The organism is Nocardia sp. CA-136227 (assembly GCF_050955695.1).
Classification (GTDB): Bacteria; Actinomycetota; Actinomycetes; order Mycobacteriales; family Mycobacteriaceae; genus Nocardia.
The window spans coordinates 6,289,135-6,307,724 of sequence record NZ_CP192081.1 but is presented as its reverse complement, the minus strand read 5'-3'; the positions used below and the strand labels follow the sequence as shown (position 1 = coordinate 6,307,724).

At 69.3% G+C, this 18,590-nt stretch carries 19 protein-coding genes and 1 riboswitch; of the genes, 10 read left to right on the top strand and 9 right to left on the bottom strand.

The window, feature by feature from the left end:
• The first annotated feature begins 3 nt into the window (after positions 1–3).
• Entirely contained in the window at positions 4–405 is a 402-nt protein-coding gene (locus ACQP06_RS29270) for a hypothetical protein (RefSeq protein WP_433667886.1), read from the top strand.
• On the opposite strand, the gene ACQP06_RS29265 is transcribed toward ACQP06_RS29270, so the two are convergent.
• The 5 genes from ACQP06_RS29265 to ACQP06_RS29245 form a co-directional block, all read right to left on the bottom strand.
• Positions 406–1,332 carry a cation diffusion facilitator family transporter gene (locus ACQP06_RS29265; RefSeq protein ID WP_433667884.1) on the bottom strand — a complete coding sequence of 309 codons (927 nt, stop codon included), beginning with the start codon at positions 1,330–1,332 and terminating at the stop codon, positions 406–408. It abuts the gene before it with no gap.
• 71 nt (positions 1,333–1,403) lie between these two features.
• The gene (gene manA, locus ACQP06_RS29260; RefSeq protein WP_433667882.1) at positions 1,404–2,627 is read right to left on the bottom strand and encodes a mannose-6-phosphate isomerase, class I; all 1,224 of its coding nucleotides are present in this window, start codon (positions 2,625–2,627) and stop codon (positions 1,404–1,406) included.
• Entirely contained in the window at positions 2,627–3,823 is a 1,197-nt protein-coding gene (locus ACQP06_RS29255) for a tobH protein (RefSeq protein WP_433667881.1), read from the bottom strand. Before ACQP06_RS29255 ends, manA begins: the two co-directional genes overlap by 1 nt.
• Before the next feature lie 73 nt (positions 3,824–3,896).
• Positions 3,897–5,273: a phosphomannomutase/phosphoglucomutase gene (locus tag ACQP06_RS29250; RefSeq protein WP_433667879.1), complete on the bottom strand. Its 1,377-nt coding sequence runs from the start codon at positions 5,271–5,273 to the stop codon at positions 3,897–3,899.
• Positions 5,274–5,394: 121 nt separating this feature from the next.
• On the bottom strand, positions 5,395–5,784 hold the full coding sequence (locus ACQP06_RS29245; protein ID WP_379275089.1) for a DUF3499 domain-containing protein: 390 nt from the start codon (positions 5,782–5,784) through the stop codon (positions 5,395–5,397).
• A 206-nt stretch (positions 5,785–5,990) separates the two neighbouring features.
• Here ACQP06_RS29245 and ACQP06_RS29240 point away from each other — a divergent pair, with 206 nt between their 5' ends.
• Positions 5,991–6,470: a metallopeptidase family protein gene (locus tag ACQP06_RS29240; RefSeq protein ID WP_357087107.1), complete on the top strand. Its 480-nt coding sequence runs from the start codon at positions 5,991–5,993 to the stop codon at positions 6,468–6,470.
• Positions 6,471–6,522: 52 nt separating this feature from the next.
• On the opposite strand, the gene ACQP06_RS29235 is transcribed toward ACQP06_RS29240, so the two are convergent.
• Positions 6,523–6,783: a WhiB family transcriptional regulator gene (locus ACQP06_RS29235; RefSeq protein WP_213560898.1), complete on the bottom strand. Its 261-nt coding sequence runs from the start codon at positions 6,781–6,783 to the stop codon at positions 6,523–6,525.
• A 595-nt stretch (positions 6,784–7,378) separates the two neighbouring features.
• Between ACQP06_RS29235 and cofD the strand changes: the two genes are divergently transcribed.
• The 4 genes from cofD to ACQP06_RS29215 all read left to right on the top strand — a co-directional run bounded on the left by cofD (position 7,379) and on the right by ACQP06_RS29215 (position 10,952).
• A complete protein-coding gene (gene cofD, locus ACQP06_RS29230) occupies positions 7,379–8,338 on the top strand; it encodes a 2-phospho-L-lactate transferase (protein WP_379275090.1) in 960 nt (319 codons plus the stop codon).
• On the top strand, positions 8,335–9,699 hold the full coding sequence (locus ACQP06_RS29225) for a coenzyme F420-0:L-glutamate ligase (RefSeq protein ID WP_433667877.1): 1,365 nt from the start codon (positions 8,335–8,337) through the stop codon (positions 9,697–9,699). Before cofD ends, ACQP06_RS29225 begins: the two co-directional genes overlap by 4 nt.
• Positions 9,696–10,214, top strand: coding sequence for an NUDIX hydrolase (locus ACQP06_RS29220; RefSeq protein WP_357283541.1), 519 nt, complete (start codon positions 9,696–9,698; stop codon positions 10,212–10,214). The genes ACQP06_RS29225 and ACQP06_RS29220 overlap by 4 nt, the downstream gene beginning before the upstream one ends.
• Positions 10,215–10,266: 52 nt before the next feature.
• Positions 10,267–10,429, top strand: a riboswitch (FMN riboswitch).
• 76 nt (positions 10,430–10,505) lie between these two features.
• The gene (locus tag ACQP06_RS29215) at positions 10,506–10,952 is read left to right on the top strand and encodes a 6,7-dimethyl-8-ribityllumazine synthase (protein WP_357087100.1); all 447 of its coding nucleotides are present in this window, start codon (positions 10,506–10,508) and stop codon (positions 10,950–10,952) included.
• A gap of 75 nt (positions 10,953–11,027) precedes the next feature.
• On the opposite strand, the gene ACQP06_RS29210 is transcribed toward ACQP06_RS29215, so the two are convergent.
• Positions 11,028–12,371 carry a cation:dicarboxylate symporter family transporter gene (locus ACQP06_RS29210; RefSeq protein ID WP_433667875.1) on the bottom strand — a complete coding sequence of 448 codons (1,344 nt, stop codon included), beginning with the start codon at positions 12,369–12,371 and terminating at the stop codon, positions 11,028–11,030.
• A 77-nt stretch (positions 12,372–12,448) separates the two neighbouring features.
• On the opposite strand from ACQP06_RS29210, the gene ACQP06_RS29205 reads away from it, so the two are divergent.
• The 4 genes from ACQP06_RS29205 (at position 12,449) to ahcY (ending at position 17,587) form a co-directional block, all read left to right on the top strand.
• Positions 12,449–13,999 carry a sensor histidine kinase gene (locus ACQP06_RS29205; protein ID WP_433667874.1) on the top strand — a complete coding sequence of 517 codons (1,551 nt, stop codon included), beginning with the start codon at positions 12,449–12,451 and terminating at the stop codon, positions 13,997–13,999.
• Complete coding sequence (locus ACQP06_RS29200; RefSeq protein WP_433667872.1) at positions 13,996–14,709, top strand: response regulator; 714 nt, start codon at positions 13,996–13,998, stop codon at positions 14,707–14,709. The genes ACQP06_RS29205 and ACQP06_RS29200 overlap by 4 nt, the downstream gene beginning before the upstream one ends.
• Before the next feature lie 211 nt (positions 14,710–14,920).
• Positions 14,921–16,078, top strand: a complete 1,158-nt coding sequence (locus ACQP06_RS29195; RefSeq protein ID WP_433667870.1) for an alkane 1-monooxygenase — start codon at positions 14,921–14,923, stop codon at positions 16,076–16,078.
• Between the two features lie 33 nt (positions 16,079–16,111).
• Complete coding sequence (ahcY, locus tag ACQP06_RS29190; protein WP_433667868.1) at positions 16,112–17,587, top strand: adenosylhomocysteinase; 1,476 nt, start codon at positions 16,112–16,114, stop codon at positions 17,585–17,587.
• A 77-nt stretch (positions 17,588–17,664) separates the two neighbouring features.
• On the opposite strand, the gene ACQP06_RS29185 is transcribed toward ahcY, so the two are convergent.
• Positions 17,665–18,099: a hypothetical protein gene (locus ACQP06_RS29185; protein ID WP_433667866.1), complete on the bottom strand. Its 435-nt coding sequence runs from the start codon at positions 18,097–18,099 to the stop codon at positions 17,665–17,667.
• 155 nt (positions 18,100–18,254) lie between these two features.
• Positions 18,255–18,530 carry a hypothetical protein gene (locus ACQP06_RS29180; RefSeq protein WP_433667865.1) on the bottom strand — a complete coding sequence of 92 codons (276 nt, stop codon included), beginning with the start codon at positions 18,528–18,530 and terminating at the stop codon, positions 18,255–18,257.
• Positions 18,531–18,590 lie beyond the last annotated feature (60 nt).

The window sequence follows — 18,590 nt, the reverse complement described above, 5'->3', positions numbered from 1 at the left end:
GCCATGGCCGGTTACTCGGGCACGCCGCTCCCGCGCAAGCTCGGCATCAAACCCGGGAGCCGGGTGCTGCTGGCCTCGGCGCCCGCGGGATTCGAGCTGGGGGAGTTGCCCGGCGGGGTGCTGTTGCACCGCCGCGCCGGGGTCGGGCCCTATGATGTGATCCTCGGCTTCTGCCCCGACCGCGCCGCTCTGACCCGCCGGTTTCCCGGCTGGCGGGAGCGGCTCGCGATCGACGGCGGCCTGTGGCTGGCCTGGCCCAAGAAGTCGAGCGGCGTCCCCACCGATCTCGGTGAGAACGCCGCTCGCGCTTACGGTCTGGGGCAGGGCCTGGTGGACAACAAGGTCGCCGCCATCGACGGCACCTGGTCGGGACTGCGGTTCGTGGTCCGCCTCGCCGATCGCTGACTATTTCTCGACCGGCTGGGCCCGGTACAGGTCGGGTTCCAGGTAGATGACCCGGGCGGCCGGAACCTCGGCGCGCACCCGCGCCTCGGCCTCGTCGATGGCCGCGGCGATCTGGGCGATCTCCAGGCCGGGCACGATGGCGACCTTCGCGGCCACCAGCATCTCCTCCGGGCCCAGGTACTGGGTGCGCAGGTGGATGACCTTGTCGATGCAGCGGTCGTCGACCAGCGCGGCGCGAATGGCCGCGTCCTCCTCCGGGGTCGCGCCCTCGCCGATGAGCAGGCTCTGCATCTCGACGATCAGGATGACGGCGATGACGCCCAGCAGAATGCCGATCGACAGGGTGCCGACGCCGTCCCAGACCGGGTCGCCGGTGATCATGGTCAGGCTGATCGCGGCGAAGGCGAGGACCAGGCCGATCAGCGCGCCCGAGTCCTCCAGCAGCACCACCGGCAGTTCCGGGTTGCGCGAGTTGCGGATGAACCGCCACCAGCTGGCATTGCCCTTGAGCGGCTTGGATTCCCGCATGGCGGTGATGAAGCTGAAGCCCTCGAGCCCGATGGCCAGGCCGAGGATGACGATCGCGACGATCGGGTTGGTCAGTTCCTCGGGATGCTCGATCTTGTGGATGCCCTCGTAGATGGCGTACACCGAGCCGAGCGCGAAGATGACCAGCGCGACCACGAACGAATAGAAGTAGCGGTTGCGGCCGTAGCCGAACGGGTGCAGCTCGTCGGCCTCCTGCGCGGCGCGGCGCTGACCGAGCAGCAGCAGGCCCTGGTTGGAGGTGTCGGCCACCGAGTGCACGGCCTCGGCGAGCATGGACGCGGAGCCGGTGATGGCCGCGCCGACGAATTTGGCCGCCGCGATGCCGGCATTCGCGCTCAGCGCCGCCAGGATGGCCTTCTTACCGCCGCCCGCAGACAATGAACCGCCCCTTCCGATGTCCGTTTTGCCTAGAAAACGTGTGTGACCGGGAGGAGCCTACCGTCCGCTCGTCACTCCTCGCCGACCGCGGCGCAGAACAGCTGCGCGGGACCGTCCACCGCCTGAGCCCGGATTCCGCCCTCCGCGGCCGAGATCCACGCCGCCCGACCGCACTCCACGATCAGGTCGTGATTGCCCTGGAACAACCGCACCCGGCCATGGGTGGCCAGCGCGATCACCGGACCGGAACGCACCACCGTCACCGGCTCGGCGTCCGGCGCCAGCTCGAAGCGGCTGAGCCCGAACTCCGGCGCGGGCGTGTGATAGCGGAAGACGCTGTCCGACACCTGCTCCGCGTGCACCACCGGCAGGTCGAGCGGCTCGAAGTCGAGCACCCGCAGCAGTTCGGGGACGTCCACGTGCTTGGGGGTGAGCCCGCCGCGCAGCACATTGTCGGAGTTGGCCATGATCTCCACGCCCACCCCGCGCAGGTACGCGTGTAGGTTCCCGGCATCGAGGAACAGGCCCTCGCCGGGCTCCAGCGTGATGCGGTTGAGCAGCAGCGCCGCGAGTACCCCGGCATCACCGGGGTAGGCCTCGGCCAGCTCGAGCGCGGTGCGCACCTCGGACACGAATTCCTTGCTGCCGCTGCCCGCCTCGGACAGGTAGCGCACACAACCGTCGAGCACCTTGGGCAGCAGCGTGCTCAGGCTCGCCTGCGGCAGCGCGATCCAGGTGGTGAACAGCGTGCGCAGGCCCGCGGAGTCGGGCTGGGCGGCAAGCAGATCGGCGTACTGGCTCAGTTCCGGGACGTCGAGGGCGAGGAGCAGCCGCACGGTCTGGCGCGGATCGCGGAACCCGGCCAGCGCCTCGAAGCGGCCCAGCGCCACCACCAGTTCCGGCTTGTGGTTCTCGTCGCGGTAGTTGCGCATGGCCGAGTCGATGGACACCCCGGCGTGGTTCTCCCGGGCGAACCCGGCCCGGGCCTGTTCGACGCTGGGATGCGCCTGCAGCGAGAGCGGCTCCTCGGCGGCCAGGATCTTCAGCAGGAACGGCAGCCGTCCGCCGAATTCGCCTGCCACCGGCCCGAGTTCGTGTTGCGGGTCGGCGCTGACCAGCTCCAGCAGGGATTCGCTGTGACCGTTGATCTGTACGCGGGCCGGATCGGCGGGGTGCGCCCCGAACCAGAGTTCGGCTTCCGGATGCGCGGAGGGAACCGGTCGTCCGCACAGCTGTGCGAGCGCGGTGCGCGAACCCCAAGCGTAGGAACGCAGCGCACCAACGAGTTCGTGCACTAGTAATTGCCCCCGTCGTAGCGACCCGGTCCGGTGGCCGGGCGGGAACCGAGTAGTCGGAGATAGGCAGCCGCCATCTCCAGCCGAAGTGCGAGTACCGCAAGCCTGCTCGTAGCAAGCTCAGTGACCTCGCCGCTCGCGGCGGCGGGCACGGGCTGCCCGGGCGCGGTGGCGGGCGGGGCGGCGGCCGCCTCCGTGTCCACGGTGATCAGGTCGGTGTCGACGAGCCCGGCGTCCGAGCCGAACACGGCCAGCCGTCGGCGCACCGCGACCTCGTCCGGGCCGGCGCTCACCACGAAGATCCGGACCTGCTCCACCGGCGCGGGCCCGTCGAGCTCCTCGTCGTGGAACAGCGGATCGAAACCGGGCGCGGCCACGCCCGCGGCCTGCACCAGGCGGCCGTGCGCGGCAATGGCTTCCGAGAGCGAGACGGCCGCGGTGATCTGCCCGGCCGCGGCCAGCAGCACCTCCGACCCGTGTCCGGCGAGCTCGGCGGCCGCGGTGGAATCACCGGCCAGCACGACGCGCTTGCGCTGCGTCATGCGGGTGGCCAGGGTCTTGGCCGGATTGTGGAAGGCCTCGTGCTGCGGGCCGTCGCGCAGCGCCTCCTCGTCGAGCAGGTCTGCGAGAGCGTTCAATTCGGGCACCAGCGGTCCGACCCGATGCGGGTCGATGGTGCTCAGCACGGCCAGGCCCGCGGCCAGATAGCGCAGCATCAGATTGTGGTCGAGCACCCGCACCCGCGGCGCGAGAATGGTGGCGCGTCCGGCGGCCGCGGCCCGGATGGGGCCCTCGTCCGGTGCGGCGACGACCACTTCGGCGCCCCGTCGGAGCGCTCGGTCCACCGCCTCGGCCAGGCGCGGATCACCCGCGTCGTCACCGGCCACCAGCACCACGTCCAGCGGTCCGACCCACGGCGGGATCGAGGTCGCCGACACCAGCGGCAGGCTGGTGTGGTCACCCAGGGCCGCGATCAGCAGCGCGGCCGCGCGGGCGGCGCGTCCGCTCCCGGAGACCAGGACCAGACTGCGCGGGCGCAGATCGGTCAGCCGGGCGAGCGCATCCTCGGAAAGCGCGGCGGCGGTTGCCCTTACCTGCGCTCCCCCCGATGCGGCGGAGCGCAGCACACCCCCGGCGTCCGCCGCCTCCAGCGAGGCGACGTCATCGAGGTCGATTACCGGTGTCCCAGCGATCATCGGGCGTTGCCACCTCCCCTCATCGGGTCACCAGGCGCTGGTGAATCCAAGCTCTGTGATTCCACTATTCCAGTCAGGCGCGCACGATGCTCAGGATCTCGGTTACGAGTGCGTCTACATCGTCCTGCGATCGCGCCTCGACGTTGAGCCGCAGCAGCGGTTCGGTATTGGAGGCGCGCAGGTTGAACCAGGCGCCGTCGGCCAGCTGCACGGTGACGCCGTCCAGCCGATCGACCGAGGTGGCGCGGCCGCCGAAGGCCTCGACCACCGCGGTGGTCCGCTCCTGCGCGTCGGCGACCGTCGAGTTGATCTCGCCGGAGGCCGCGTATGTCGCGTAGGCCGAAGCCAATTCCGACATCGTGCGGTCCTTCTCGCCCAGCGCGGCCAGTACGTGCAGCGCGGCCAGCATGCCGGAGTCGGCGCCCCAGAAGTCGCGGAAGTAGTAGTGCGCGGAGTGCTCGCCGCCGAAGATCGCGCCGGTGGCCGCCATCTGCTGCTTGATGAAGGAGTGGCCGACGCGGGTGCGCACCGGGGTGCCGCCCAGCTCGGTCACCAGCTCCGGCACGGCCTTCGAGGTGATCAGGTTGTGGATGACGGTGGCGCCCGGCTCCTTGGTCAGCTCGCGCTCGGCGACCAGGCCGGTGACCGCGGACGGGGAGACCGGGTCGCCCTTCTCGTCCACCACGAAGCAGCGGTCGGCGTCGCCGTCGAAGGCCAGGCCCAGGTCCGCGCCGGTCTTGCGGACGTAGTCCTGCAGGTCGACCAGGTTCTTCGGATCCAGCGGATTGGCTTCGTGATTGGGGAAGGAGCCGTCCAGTTCGAAGAACAGCGGCTCGATGGTGAACTGCGGCAGCGTGCCCAGCACGGCGGGCACGGTGTAGCCGCCCATGCCGTTGCCGGCGTCCACCGCGATGCGCAGCGGGCGCGAACCGCTCAGGTCGACCAGCTTGTGCAGGAAGTCGGCGTAGGCGGTGAGCAGGTCCTCGCGGGACTCGGTGCCGCGCGGGCCGTCGAAGGCCGGGACGCCGGCGATGACTTCCTCGGAGATGGTGGCCAGGCCGGTGTCCTGACCGACCGGCAGCGCCTTGGCGCGGCACAGCTTGATGCCGTTGTACTTGGCCGGGTTGTGGCTGGCGGTGAACATGGCGCCCGGGCAGTCCAGGTGGCCGGAGGCGAAGTACAGCTGGTCGGTGGAGGCGAGGCCGATGTGCACCACGTCCAGGCCCTGGGCGAGCACGCCGTCGGCGAAGGCCGCGGCCAGTTCGGGGGAGGAGTCACGCATGTCGTGACCGATCACGATGCGCTGCGCGCCCTCGGTGCGCATCAGCCGGGCGAAGGAGCCCGCGACATCGCGGACGAAGTCCGCGTCGATCTGCTCGCCGACCACGCCGCGAACGTCGTATGCCTTGATGACTGCTTGAACGGACTCGGCGGACCGGGCGACTGTCATGGGGAACACCCTAGTAGCAGACCCTTGCCGAGGCAGACTTCGCCTGCCCCTACTTGTCGGGTCAAGTGATTCGGTGAACCGAGGGCGATTCGTCGGGTATGGCTCGACGGCGCGCGCTCGATCAGCTGGGCGGGTCGGGTAGGACGCGTAGATGCCCGCGGCGGCCGGTGCGGCCCGTGCGGGTGGTGCGCTGCGGGGCCGGCGCGTAGTCGGCGTAGGCGCGCGGGTCGGGATCCGTTGTGCGACGGCGCAATCCGGCTTCGCGGACGGCTTCGGCCAGGGCGGTCAGATCGTCGTCGTCGGGGGTGGAGCTGGAAAACCCGCCCTCGTGCCGGACCAACTCCCATCCCTTCGGCGCGGTGATCCGGGAGGCATGTGTTTCACACAAGTCCCAGGAATGTGGTTCCGCGACCGTGACCAGGGGACCCACGACCGCCATCGAGTCGGAGTACACATAGGTCAGCGTCGCGACGGCCGGGTTCTTGCAGCCTGGACGGCAGCAACGACGCATGGGGATCACGCCAAGCAGGGTAACCCCCCTCACGGCCCCGTGGACACAGACACGCTCAATGAACCGCGTCTCACTCGTGCCACAAGGACCTGCGGTACCTGTGCGATCGTGGCCCGGAAGGTTCCCGCCGGGCGTGTCTCGGACACCGCCGCGAGCCCGTGAGCCGGGTGCGCGCACCCGGTCGGGGCAAGGGTTAGATTCAAGGTATGACCCGTTCACGTAAGAGGCGGCCGCCCACCGCGCGGTCGGTCATCCGCCGCGGGCGGGGTGTGCGCGGGCCGATGCTGCCTCCGACGGTTCCGGCCCGGCGCACCCGCGGCCAGGAGTTCGACCGGCTGGTGCTGGAGGCGTTCGCGCCTTTGGAGAGCCGCTGGCACGAGCAGTTGACCAAGCTCGACATCGCGGTGGACGACGTGCCGAAAATCCGTCCGCTGCACCCGGATTCGGTCACCTGGCCCGACGAGGTGGTGGCCGACGGGCCGGTGCCGCTGTCGCGTCTGATCCCCGCGGGGGTGGATCGCTACGGCATGGCCACCCGTGCGCGAGTCGTGTTGTTCCGCAAGCCTTTGGAGTTGCGGGCCGGTGACCCGGACGACCTGGTCGACCTGCTGCGCGAGGTTCTCGTGCAGCAGATCGCGACCTATCTCGGGGTGGAGCCGGACATCATCGATCCCGAGCCGGAGTAGGGGACCCGGGCCCGCCCGGCCCGGAATTCCCCTCGGCTACAGCGGGTTTCCTTCAGATGATGCCGCGCTTGAGGCGGCGGCGCTCACGTTCGGAGAGGCCGCCCCAGATGCCGAAGCGCTCGTCGTTGGCGAGGGCGTATTCCAGGCACTCGTCACGGACCTCGCAGCCCAGGCAGATGCGCTTGGCCTCGCGGGTGGAGCCGCCCTTCTCGGGGAAGAACGCCTCCGGGTCGGTCTGGGCGCAGAGTGCCCGTTCCTGCCATTGTTCAGCTTCGGTCATCATGCGACCGCCGCGCGCGAAAGTGTCGTACATATCCTCGGCACCGGTGACGATCAGGCTCAGCCGCGGTGGTTCGGGCTGGTAGGCAGCTCGCGCCCACTGTCCGCCCCCCGGCCGCGTCGTCATCGGTTCACCCCCCTCGTATCCGTTCCGATCGTCGGCGCAGAAGTCAGGTGCTGCGCCAGTCGTGGAATCGGTTTGCGATACACCGCCCGGAATACCCGACGGGGCCAGCTCATCGGCCATCGCTCCGCCTCCTCACTGTGTGTTAGCGCAGAATGATTAATCCGTCGGAGCCGATCCCACCGACGGCCCAACACCGCGGCGTAGTCCCGCGGCCATCCCCGAGCTTGCGCCACTCCGGTGCGAACAGCTGTTCGAAAACCCGTCCGCGCCTTGCACTCTCACGCGGACCCGGAATGACATGCCTGTGATTAGACACGCCGGGAGCGGCGATGGTCAAGCTGCCGAAGCGATTCCGTTACCATCTGTGACCCCCGCTGGCGACGTTCCCGCAGATCAGACAGCAAATTCACAGCAAATGAGCTGCGAGCCGCTTTCGGCCCGTCACGGCATAGGCTGTGCGGATGTGACTCGAGAACAAGCGGACACCGCGCCCGGCACCGGCCTGCGGATCGCGGTCCTGGTCGGCGGAGTCGGCGGCGCCCGGTTCCTGATGGGCGTGCGCGAGCTGCTGCCCGGAGCCGACACCACGGCCATCGTCAATGTCGGTGACGACGTCTGGATGCACGGGCTGCGCATCTGCCCTGACCTGGACACCTGCATGTACACCCTGGGTGGCGGCATCGATCCGGAACGCGGCTGGGGACACGCGAACGAGACCTGGAGCGCCAAGGAGGAGCTGGCGAAATACCACGCCCAGCCCGATTGGTTCGGCCTCGGCGACCGCGATATCGCCACCCATCTCATCCGCTCGGAAATGCTGCGTCAGGGCTATCCGCTCTCCGCGGTGACCGAGGCGCTCTGCAATCGGTGGCAGCCCGGGGTGAAGCTGCTCCCGGCAACCGACGACCGCTGCGAAACCCATGTCGTCATCGCGGACCCGGAGAACGCTGGCGAACGCCGCGCGATCCATTTCCAGGAGTGGTGGGTCCGGTACCGGGCGAACGTTGAGACCCATGGATTTGTGACTATTGGGGCAGAAGCTGCGAAACCGGCACCGGGTGTGACGGAAATCATAGAGTCGGCCGATGTGATCCTGCTCGCTCCGTCGAACCCCGTCGTGAGCGTCGGAGCCATCCTCTCGGTCCCCGGCATCCGGGGCGCAATCCGCACTTCGGGCGCGAAGGTGATCGGCCTGTCCCCGGTGATCGGCGGAAAAGCCTTGCGTGGCATGGCCGATGAATGCCTGTCGGTGATCGGCGTGGAGACCTCCGCGGAGGCGGTCGGCGCCTACTACGGCGCGCGCTCGGGCACCGGCATCCTCGACGGCTGGCTCGTCCACACCGGCGACACCGCCGACATCCCGGGCGTCGAAGTCCGCAGCGTCCCCCTGCTCATGACCGACCCGGCGACCACCGCCGAGATGGTTCGCGAAGCCCTCGACATCGCGGGAGTCAAGCCGTGACAACGGATTCCATCCAGACCCAGGGCGACCACGCGTCCGGCGGCGAACTGCGCATCCTGCCGATTCCGGGCCTGCCCGAATTCCGGCCCGGCGACGACGTCGCCGAAGCCATTGCGGCACAGGCGCCTTGGCTGCAGGACGGCGACGTGCTGGTGGTCACCAGCAAGATCGTCGCCAAGGCCGAGGGCCGCGTGGTCTCCGTGCCCACCGACCCCGAGGAGCGCGACGCCGCCCGCCGCCGGCTGGTGCTCGAGGAGTCGGTGCGGGTGCTCGCCCGCAAGAACCGCACCCTGATCACCGAGAACAAACTCGGCATCGTTCAGGCCGCTGCCGGCATCGACGGCTCCAATGTGGAGCAGGACGAACTCGTGCTGCTGCCCGAGGATCCCGACGCCAGCGCCAAGGCCCTGCGCGCGGGCCTGGCCGAACGGCTCGGCGTGCAGGTGGCCGTGGTCATCACCGACACCATGGGCCGGGCCTGGCGCAACGGCCAGATCGACGCCGCCATCGGCGCGGCCGGGCTGCGGGTGCTGCACGACTACAACGGCGCGGTCGACGGGCAGGGCAACGAACTGCACGTCACCCTGGTCGCGGTCGCCGACGAACTGGCCGCCGCCGCGGACCTGGTGAAGGGCAAGCTCGGCGGCGTCCCGGTCGCGGTGGTGCGCGGGCTCGACTACGCCGACGACGGCTCCACCGCCGGGGACCTGCTGCGCCGCGGCGAGGAGGACCTGTTCTGGCTCGGCACCGAGGAATCGGTGGACCTGGGCCGCAAACAGGCGCTGCTGCTGCGCCGCTCGGTGCGCCAGTTCGCCGACACCCCGGTCGAACCCGAGATCATCCGGGCCGCCGTCGCCGCCGGTCTCACCGCTCCCGCCCCGCACCACACCCGCCCGGTGCGGTTCGTGTGGGTGCGCAAGCGCGGTCTGCGCGACCAGCTGCTCGAGGCCATGGCCGAGAAGTGGCGGACCGACCTGTCCGGTGACGGCCGCTCCCCGGAGAGCGTGGAGAAGCGAGTCGCGCGGGGCCGCATCCTGTTCGACGCCCCCGAGGTGATCATCCCGTTCTGCGTGCCCGACGGCGCGCACGACTATCCGGACGAGACCCGCCGGGCCGCGGAGAAGACCATGTTCACCGTCGCGGTCGGCGCGGCCGTGCAGGGTCTGCTGGTGTCGCTGGCCGTGCGCGGGGTGGGCAGCTGCTGGATCGGGTCCACCATCTTCGCGCCCGACGTCACCCGGGAGGTGCTGGGTCTGGCCGAGGATTGGAGTCCGCTCGGCGCGATCGCCGTCGGCTACCCCCTCGACGAGCTCGCCCCGCGCGAGGTCGGCGAGCCCGGCATCGGCCTGGTCGAGCTGTGAGCGCGGAGTCGCTACACAAGTCCGCCACCGAGCTGCTCGAGACCTGGTCCCCGGCAACGGGTCCCGAGCAGTCGCTGCGCGAGGCCATGCTGGCCTTCCTCGGTTCCGCGCCGCGCGGCTGCCTGCGTGAGCACGCGGCCGGGCACATCACCGCCTCGGCCATCGTGCTCTCCCACGACGAGCGCGAGGTGCTGCTCACCCTGCACCCGCGGGTGGGCCGGTGGATCCAGCTCGGCGGCCACTGCGAGGAATCCGACGATTCGGTCGCCGCGGCCGCCTTCCGCGAGGCGACCGAGGAATCCGGCATCGAGGGCCTGACCCTCGAGCCCGGCCTCTACGGCGCGCAGGCCCACCCCATCACCTGCTCCCTCGGCGTCCCCACCCGGCACCTGGACCTGCTCTTCAAGATCAAGGCCCCGGAAGGCGCTGTCCCGGTACGTAGTTCGGAATCCACCGACCTGCGCTGGTGGCCCGTCGACGCCCTCCCCGCCGACGCGGACGTGCTGTTGCGCTGACCGGGACACGGGGGTTCCGGACGGCGGAACCCCCGTGTTACTGTCCGGTCGTACACGTTCTCAGGGCGGGGTGGAATTCCCCACCGGCGGCAATGGCGATCCGGACCGATCCGGGACGCACGAGCCCGCGAGCGCCACACCCTCGGGTGTGGGTCCAGCAGATTCCGGTGTGATCCCGGAGCCGACGGTCAGAGTCCGGATGGAAGAGAACGCGGCACCGGCACGTCCGCCCGCGCGGTCGGGCCCTGTTCGCGTCTATGCCCTGGGTGACAGCGAACAGGAGGAATCCCCATGTCACCCATGCCGAATCGCATCGCTCTCGTCGCCGCCCGCTGGCACAGCGACATCGTCGACAAGGCCGTCGAATCCTGCCGGGCCGAGCTGCTCGAGCGCGGGTACACCGAGATCGACGTGATCGAGGTGCCCGGTGCGTTCGAGATTCCGTTGCAGGCCAAGCGGTTGGCCACCAGTGGCGCGTACGCCGCGGTCGCCGGGGTCGCGCTGGTGGTGGACGGCGGCATCTACCGCCACGACTTCGTCGCGCCGACCGTGGTCGACGCGCTCATGCGGGTGCAGCTCGACACCGATGTGCCGGTGTTCTCCGCGGTGCTCACCCCGCACCACTTCCACGAGCACGCCGAACATCTCGAGTACTTCGCCCGCCATTTCGTGAAGAAGGGCGCGGAGCTCGCCAACGCGATCGCCGCGACCCTGGCCCTGGGCGCGGTGCGCGCCTAGGACCAGGGTGCGGGTGCCGTCGGCGCGCAGCAGGGGGAACGCGCCGGCGGTCCGGTTTCGGCCCAGGGGTTGGGGTCAGGCCGGAACCAGGTCTTTGTCGTGCGGGCCGGGATGGTCGTCGTCGACCATGGCCCGCTCGTCGAACGGGATCTCGCGGTCCAGCACCGCGCGGACGCGGGCCGGGTCGATGGTGTCGGTCCAGGTGCCGACCAGCAGGGTGGCGACGGCATTGCCCGAGAAGTTGGTCAGCGCACGGGCTTCCGACATGAACCGGTCGATGCCCACGATCAGGCCGACCCCGTCCAGCAGCTCCGGGCGATGGCTCTGCAGGCCGCCCGCCAGCGTGGCCAGGCCCGCGCCGGTGACACCCGCCGCGCCCTTGGACGCCACGATCATGAACAGCAGCAGCCCGAGCTGCTCGTGCCAGGCCAGCGGCTTGCCCATGGCGTCGGCCACGAACAGCGTCGCCATGGTCAGGTAGATGGCGGTGCCGTCCAGGTTGAACGAATACCCGGTCGGCACAACCACACCCACCGTGGTGCGATCCACCCCGGCGTGCTCCATCTTGGCGATCAGCCGCGGCAGCGCCGACTCCGAGGACGAGGTCGCGAAGATCAGCAGATACTCGCGCGCCAGATAGCGGACCAGCTTGAAGATCGAGGTCCCCGCCACCAGGCGCAGCAGCAGGCCGAGCACGCCGAAGATGAACACGACGCAGGTCAGGTAGAAGGCCACCATCAGCAGCGCCAGCTGCTTCACCGCGTCCAATCCGGTGCGCGCCACCACATTCGCCATCGCGCCGAACGCGCCGATCGGGGCCAGCCACAGGATCATGGTCAGAATCCGGAAGACCAGCTTCTGGATCGAGGCCACCCCGCGCAGGATCGGTTCACCCGCCGCGCCCATGGCCTGGATGGCGAATCCCGCCAGCAGCGCCACGAACAGCGCCTGCAACACCTTCCCCGAGGTCAGCGACGACAGCAGCGTCGTCGGCACGATGTCCTCGAAGAACTGCCAGGTGCCGCCCGCCGCCTTGGCGTCGGTGGCGTACTTGGTGACCTCCTTCGCGTGCGCGGCCACGTTCAGGCCCGACCCCGGATGCAGCAGATTGCCGACCAGCAGGCCGATGCCCAGCGCCACCGTGGACATGATCAGGAAGTAGCCGATGGCCAGACCGCCCACCCGGCCGACCTTGGCGGCCGCCCGCACCGAGCCGATGCCCAGCACGATGGTGCAGAAGATGACCGGCGTGATCATCATCTTGATCAGGTTCACGAAGATGGTGCCCAGCTCACCGACGCTCTTGCCGAAGCCCGGGGCCAGCTTGCCGACCACGACACCGGCGATGACGGCCACGATGACGGCCAGGTACAGCCAGTGGGTACGGTCTCGGGCCGGTGGTGTTGCACTGTCGCTCATAACGTGAGAATCATGTTCCACCGAGTGACGCCGGTCACTGTTTCGTAAATTATGTTCATGACGTTCGCGGAGGAATCGTGAAGGGCCGAAGACCCCGCCGCACCCTGGCCGGGCAGGTGTTCGTCGTCCAGGTGCTGGTGCTCGCGGCGGTGATCGCCGCCGCGGCGCTGCTGACGTTCCTGCAGACCCGCCGGGTGCAGGACGACGCCACCCGCGCCGAGGTGCGCGACACCGCGGTCGCGGTCGCGCAGTCGCCCTCCACCCTGGCCGGGGTGCGCGGCCCGGACCCGACCGCCGCGCTGCAACCGGTGACCGAGGCCATCCGCAAGGCCACCGGCATGGACTTCATCGTGGTGATGGCCCCCGACCGCACCCGCTACACCCACACCGAGACCGACCGGATCGGAAAACCGTTCAGCGGCAATATCGATCGGGCGCTGGCGGGGGAGACCTTCACCGAGACGTTCACCGGCACCCTCGGCCCCTCCATCCGCGCGGTCACCCCGGTCCGCGACGCCGACGGCCGCATCGTCGCGCTGGTGTCGGCGGGTGTCACCCGCACCCACATCGGTGAGCAGGTGCGCGCCCAGCTGCCGCTCATCCTGGCGGTCGCCGCGGGCGGGCTGGCGCTCGCCACCATCAGCTCACTATTGCTGCGGCGCAGGCTGTTACGGCAGACCCACGGGCTGGGCACAGCCGAACTGCGGATGATGTACGAGCACCACGACGCGGTGCTGCACTCCATCCACGAGGGGCTGCTGGTGTTCGGCAAGTCCGACGCCGACGCCGAGGTGGTCAACGATCAGGCGCGCCTGCTGCTCGGCCTGCCCGACGGGCCGATCACGCGCGCGGACCTGCCGGTGTCGTTGCAGCGCTTGGGGACCGGCGTGGTGCGCGACGAGATGCACGTGACCCCCGAACGGGTGCTGGTGGTGAACCAGGATGTGGTCGAGCACGCCGGACGCCGCATCGGCACCGTGGTCACGCTGCGCGACCACACCGAATTGCGGGACGTGCTCGGCGAGCTGGATTCGGTGCGCGGCTTCGCCGAATCGCTGCGCGCCCAGGCGCACGAGGCCGCCAACCGGCTGCACACCGTGGTCACCATGGTCGAGCTGGGGCGGTCCCGGGAAGCGGTGAGCTTCGCGACCGCGGAACTCGAACTGTCCCAGGCCCTCATCGACCGGCTCACCGGGGCGGTCGCCGAACCCGCGGTGGTGGCGCTGCTGCTGGGCAAGGTGGAGCAGGCCGCCGAATACGGCGTCGAGCTGACCGTCACCGGCGACACCCTGCTCGACACCACCGAGCCGCTCACCCCGCACGAGATGGTCACGCTGCTGGGCAATCTCATCGACAACGCCCTCGACGAGGTCGGCCACGATGAGGACGCCTGGCTGGAGGTGACGGTGCGCCGCGACGACACCGAGCTGTACATCCGGGTCGCCGACAGCGGGCCCGGCATGTCCGAGGAGCTGTTCACCCGCGCCACCGAGCGCGGCTACTCCACCAAGACCGACCACCACGGGCTCGGGCTGGCGCTGGTGCGGCGGCTGGTGGCCCGGCACGCCGGTGAGTTGCGGGCCCGGCGCGAGCCGGAATCCGCTGTGATCGTGAGGTTTCCGCGATGAGAATCGACCGCGAGGCGCCGGTCCGGGTGCTGATCGTCGAGGATGAGCCGAAAATTGCTGCGGCACACCGCTCTTACCTGGAAAGGGTGGACGGTTTCGACGTGGTGGCGGTCGCGCACACCGGGCGCGAGGCCCTCTCGATCGCGAAAAGGTCACAATCTTCCGGCGTCCCGATCGACCTGGTGCTGATGGACATCGGTTTGCCGGACATGAGCGGGCTCGCGGTGGCGGCCGCGCTCGCGGTGCTGCGCCCGCGCCCGGACGTCATCGCCGTCACCTCCGCCCGGGATCTGGCCATGGTGCGCGCCGCCGTCGCGCACGGCGTGGTGCTGTATCTGTTGAAGCCCTTCACCTTCGCGGCCTTCCGGGAGAAGCTGGAACGCTACCGCGAGTACCGAGCCGCCCTGCCCGCCGGCGAGACGGCGGTGTCGCAGCACGACATCGACCGCGCCTTCGGGGTGCTGCGCACACCCGAGCAGCGGCCCACGTCCCCGAAAGGCATTGCGCCGCAGACGATGGACGAGGTGTCGCGCGCGGTGCGGGCCGCGCCGGAAGGCCTGTCCGCGGGTGAAGCGGGCCGCGCGGTGGGGGTTTCGCGGGTGACCGCGTGGCGATACCTGGAACGTATGGCCGAAGACGGCGTGGTGGAACGGCGAACCGACTACGGTCGGACGGGACGGCCGCAGGTTCGCTACGTGTGGTTGCGCTGAGTGCGGGGGGATCGCACGCCGAGCGCGGTTCGCGGCTGGTTTGCGCGTACGGGGCAGTGACGGGAACCACAGGGTCGGTTGCGCCGGAACCGACTGCTCATGATGTAACGGTGGCCACCTTTCGGTCCGCACACGTGCTGTAACAGCGGCTAGGTTCCAAGATATGTAGCTGCGAAGTTCGATGAGGTTGAGTAGCGGAGAAAAGGTGCGAATGTTCGGCAAACGGTTGGGTTCGCCGGATCCCAAACGCCACCTGTGGGTGCTGGGGCTCATTGCCCCCGGGTGTGCGTTGCTGCCGTCGCAGCTGGTGTTGCACACCAAGCTCGAGGTGTTCTGGTGGATCGGTCCGATCATCATCCTGATCGCGATACCCGTCCTGGACTGGGTCGTCGGGGAGGACGGCACCAACCCGCGCGACGAGGACTACGAGTTACTGAGCAACGACCGGTACTACCGGTGGTGCACCTACCTGTTCCTGCCGATCCAGGTGATCGGCCTGATCATCGCCGCCTGCATGTGGGCCGGAACCGACCTGTCGGTGGTCGACAAGATCGGGCTGGCAACCACCCTGGGACTCGTCAGCGGCATCGGCATCAACGCCGCCCACGAACTCGGCCACCGGGTCGAGAGCCTGGAGCGCTGGCTGTCGAAGATGGCGCTGGCGCAGTCGGCGTACGGCCACTTCTTCGTCGAGCACAACAAGGGCCACCACGCCCGCGTCGCGACCCCCGAGGACCCCGCCAGCGCCCGCATGGGCGAGTCCCTGTGGGAGTTCCTGCCCCGCAGCGTGATCGGCGGCTTCCGGTCGGCAATCGCGCTCGAGGGCGAGCGGCTGGCGCGCAAGGGACACCGCTGGTTCAGTGTCCACAACCACATCCTGCAGGCGTGGAGCATGACCGTCGTGCTGTTCGGCGGACTCATGGCGATCTACAGCCCGACCATCCTTCCGTACCTGGTGCTGCAGGCCGTGATCGGCGCGGGCCTGCTCGAAACCGTGAACTATGTCGAGCATTACGGCCTGCTGCGGCGGCGGCGCCCGAACGGCAACTGGGCCCGCTGCGCGCCCAGCGACAGCTGGAACAGCGACCGCCTGGTCACCAACATCTTCATGTTCCACCTGCAGCGGCACAGCGACCACCACGCCAACCCCGGCCGCCGCTACCAGACCCTGCGCAGCTCGCAGGAGGCCCCGCAGCTGCCCGCCGGCTACGCGACCATGATCGTGCTGGCGCTGTTCCCGCCGCTGTGGCGCATTGTCATGGATCCGCGCCTGCTCGCGCACTACGCGGGCGACGTCAGCCGGGCCAATATCCAACCCCGCAAGCGGGAGCGCATCCTCGCCGCGTACGACCTCCGGGCGGCCGCGTAGGGTTTGGGAGAAGCAGCCGACCAGGAGAGGCAGATGACGACCTCAGTGTCCAGCACGATGACCCCTGATGTTCGCAACGGGATCGACTACAAGGTGGCGGATCTGTCACTGGCCGAGTTCGGCCGCAAGGAGATTCGCCTTGCCGAGCACGAGATGCCGGGCCTGATGGCGCTGCGTCGCGAGTACCACGACGTGCAGCCGCTGAAGGGCGCGCGCATCTCCGGCTCCCTGCACATGACCGTGCAGACCGCCGTGCTGATCGAGACCCTGGTCGCGCTGGGCGCGCAGGTCCGCTGGGCGTCCTGCAACATCTTCTCCACCCAGGACCACGCGGCCGCCGCGGTCGTGGTCGGCCCGCACGGCACCGTCGACGAGCCCAAGGGCACCCCGGTCTTCGCCTGGAAGGGCGAGACCCTGGAGGAGTACTGGTGGGCCGCCGAGCAGATGCTGACCTGGCCGGGCGAGCCCGCCAACATGATCCTCGACGACGGTGGTGACGCCACCATGCTGGTGCTGCGCGGCGCCCAGTTCGAGAAGGCCGGCGTCGTGCCGCCCGAGGACGAGACCCACTCCGAGGAGTACAAGGTCTTCCTGAACCTGCTGCGCGCGAGTCTCGAGGCGGACGGCGGCAAGTGGGGCGCCATCGCCGAGTCGGTCAAGGGCGTCACCGAGGAGACCACCACCGGCGTGCTGCGGCTGTACCAGTTCGCCGCCGCGGGCGAGCTGGTCTTCCCGGCCATCAACGTCAACGACTCGGTCACCAAGTCGAAGTTCGACAACAAGTACGGCACCCGCCACTCGCTGATCGACGGCATCAACCGCGGCACCGATGTGCTCATCGGCGGCAAGAAGGTGCTGATCTGCGGTTACGGCGACGTCGGCAAGGGCTGCGCGGAGTCGATGGCCGGCCAGGGCGCGCGCGTGCAGGTCACCGAGATCGACCCGATCAACGCGCTGCAGGCGCTGATGGACGGCTTCGACGTGGTCACCGTCGAGCAGGCCATCGCCGACGCCGACATCGTGATCACCTCGACCGGCAACAAGGACATCATCACCCTCGATCACATGAAGGCGATGAAGGGCCAGGCCATCCTGGGCAATATCGGCCACTTCGACAACGAGATCGACATGGCCGCCCTGGAGCGCTCGGGCGCCGACCGCCTGAACATCAAGCCGCAGGTCGACCTGTGGACGTTCAAGGAGACCGGCCGCGCGATCATCGTGCTGTCCGAGGGCCGCCTGCTCAACCTGGGCAACGCCACCGGCCACCCCTCGTTCGTCATGTCGAACTCCTTCTCCAACCAGGTCATCGCGCAGATCGAACTGTGGACCAAGCCGGAGGAGTACGACAACGAGGTCTACCGCCTCCCCAAGCACCTCGACGAGAAGGTCGCCAAGATCCACGTCGAGGCCCTGGGCGGCACCCTGACCAAGCTCACCAAGGACCAGGCCGAGTACATCGGCGTGGACGTGGAGGGCCCGTACAAGCCGGACCACTACCGCTACTGAGCGGAAACCGCTTGTAACAGCTGAAAATTCGGCCGGTCACCCACGGGGTGACCGGCCGAATCTCGTTATCGCGCGAACTAGTTGGTTTCTCCCACTGAGCCAGAGCCGGACGATCCCGAATCGGCGGTCGTCGCCACCGGCTGCGCGGCGACCGGGGCGGGGTCGGTCGTGAGGGCGGTCGGGTTGAACGGGGGATATTTGCAATAGGAATCGTGGGTGCTGTCGCCCGGGATCCAGGTGCCGCCCTGCCCCTTGCAAGCCCACTGACTGCTCCCGCTCGCCAGCGCGGACCCGGTGGCCAACCGGTTGAGGACGGTGGCGAGGACCGCATTGCCCAGATCGAGCCCAGCGGATCCGGTCGGGGACGGGTCGGCGATCGACGCCGGATCGGCGGGTGCCGCCACGGGGTCGAGGGTGATCGGGGCCGCGGTGGCGGTGCCGGTGGCGAGGGCGGCGGTGGCCAGGGTGGTCGCCAGGATTGTCGAGACGCGGTGCGTCAGGGTGGATTTCATCGGCCGGCTCCTTGATGGTTCAACGTTGGCAAATTCTAAAAGGAACGTGTTTCGGAACTGTGCCGTGAATTCTGGGGGCATGAGACCGGGGTGGGGTGTGGAAACGACTGTGCCGCCGACCCGTTCGGGGCGGCGGCACAGTCGACCGGTGGGTACTAGCGGGCGCAGGTCTTGAAGACCGGGAGCCAGGTGCCGCCGGTGATGATGCACAGGCCGGCGCTGAGGAGTTGGCTGACGCTGGAGTCGGTGCCGACGAAGTCGCTCGAGCCACCGGAGGAGGAGAGGGAGGAGGCCGAGCCGGAGTTGGCGACCTGGATGGCCGCGGCGGGGGTGGCGGGGTCGAGCGTGAGAGGAGCCGCGTTCGCGGTGCCGGCCAGGGACAGGGCGGCGGTGGAGATGGCGACGGCGGCCAAGGTGAGGCGTGTCTTCATCAGGGGGTGCGCTCCTTGCGGGGGGAGTGGTGGCTAGAACCTACAAGGGTTGAATCGTGA

Excerpts from the sequence above, each read along its gene's own strand:
- ACQP06_RS29270 (WP_433667886.1), top strand. The coding sequence starts at position 4 with ATGGCCGGTTACTCGGGCACGCCGCTCCCGCGCAAGCTCGGCATCAAA.
- ACQP06_RS29255 (WP_433667881.1), bottom strand. The coding sequence starts at position 3,823 with ATGATCGCTGGGACACCGGTAATCGACCTCGATGACGTCGCCTCGCTG.
- ACQP06_RS29250 (WP_433667879.1), bottom strand. The coding sequence starts at position 5,273 with ATGACAGTCGCCCGGTCCGCCGAGTCCGTTCAAGCAGTCATCAAGGCA.
- ACQP06_RS29245 (WP_379275089.1), bottom strand. The coding sequence starts at position 5,784 with ATGCGTCGTTGCTGCCGTCCAGGCTGCAAGAACCCGGCCGTCGCGACG.
- ACQP06_RS29240 (WP_357087107.1), top strand. The coding sequence starts at position 5,991 with ATGACCCGTTCACGTAAGAGGCGGCCGCCCACCGCGCGGTCGGTCATC.
- ACQP06_RS29235 (WP_213560898.1), bottom strand. The coding sequence starts at position 6,783 with ATGTACGACACTTTCGCGCGCGGCGGTCGCATGATGACCGAAGCTGAA.
- ACQP06_RS29215 (WP_357087100.1), top strand. The coding sequence starts at position 10,506 with ATGTCACCCATGCCGAATCGCATCGCTCTCGTCGCCGCCCGCTGGCAC.
- ACQP06_RS29210 (WP_433667875.1), bottom strand. The coding sequence starts at position 12,371 with ATGAGCGACAGTGCAACACCACCGGCCCGAGACCGTACCCACTGGCTG.
- ACQP06_RS29200 (WP_433667872.1), top strand. The coding sequence starts at position 13,996 with ATGAGAATCGACCGCGAGGCGCCGGTCCGGGTGCTGATCGTCGAGGAT.
- ACQP06_RS29195 (WP_433667870.1), top strand. The coding sequence starts at position 14,921 with ATGTTCGGCAAACGGTTGGGTTCGCCGGATCCCAAACGCCACCTGTGG.
- ahcY (WP_433667868.1), top strand. The coding sequence starts at position 16,112 with ATGACGACCTCAGTGTCCAGCACGATGACCCCTGATGTTCGCAACGGG.
- ACQP06_RS29185 (WP_433667866.1), bottom strand. The coding sequence starts at position 18,099 with ATGAAATCCACCCTGACGCACCGCGTCTCGACAATCCTGGCGACCACC.
- ACQP06_RS29180 (WP_433667865.1), bottom strand. The coding sequence starts at position 18,530 with ATGAAGACACGCCTCACCTTGGCCGCCGTCGCCATCTCCACCGCCGCC.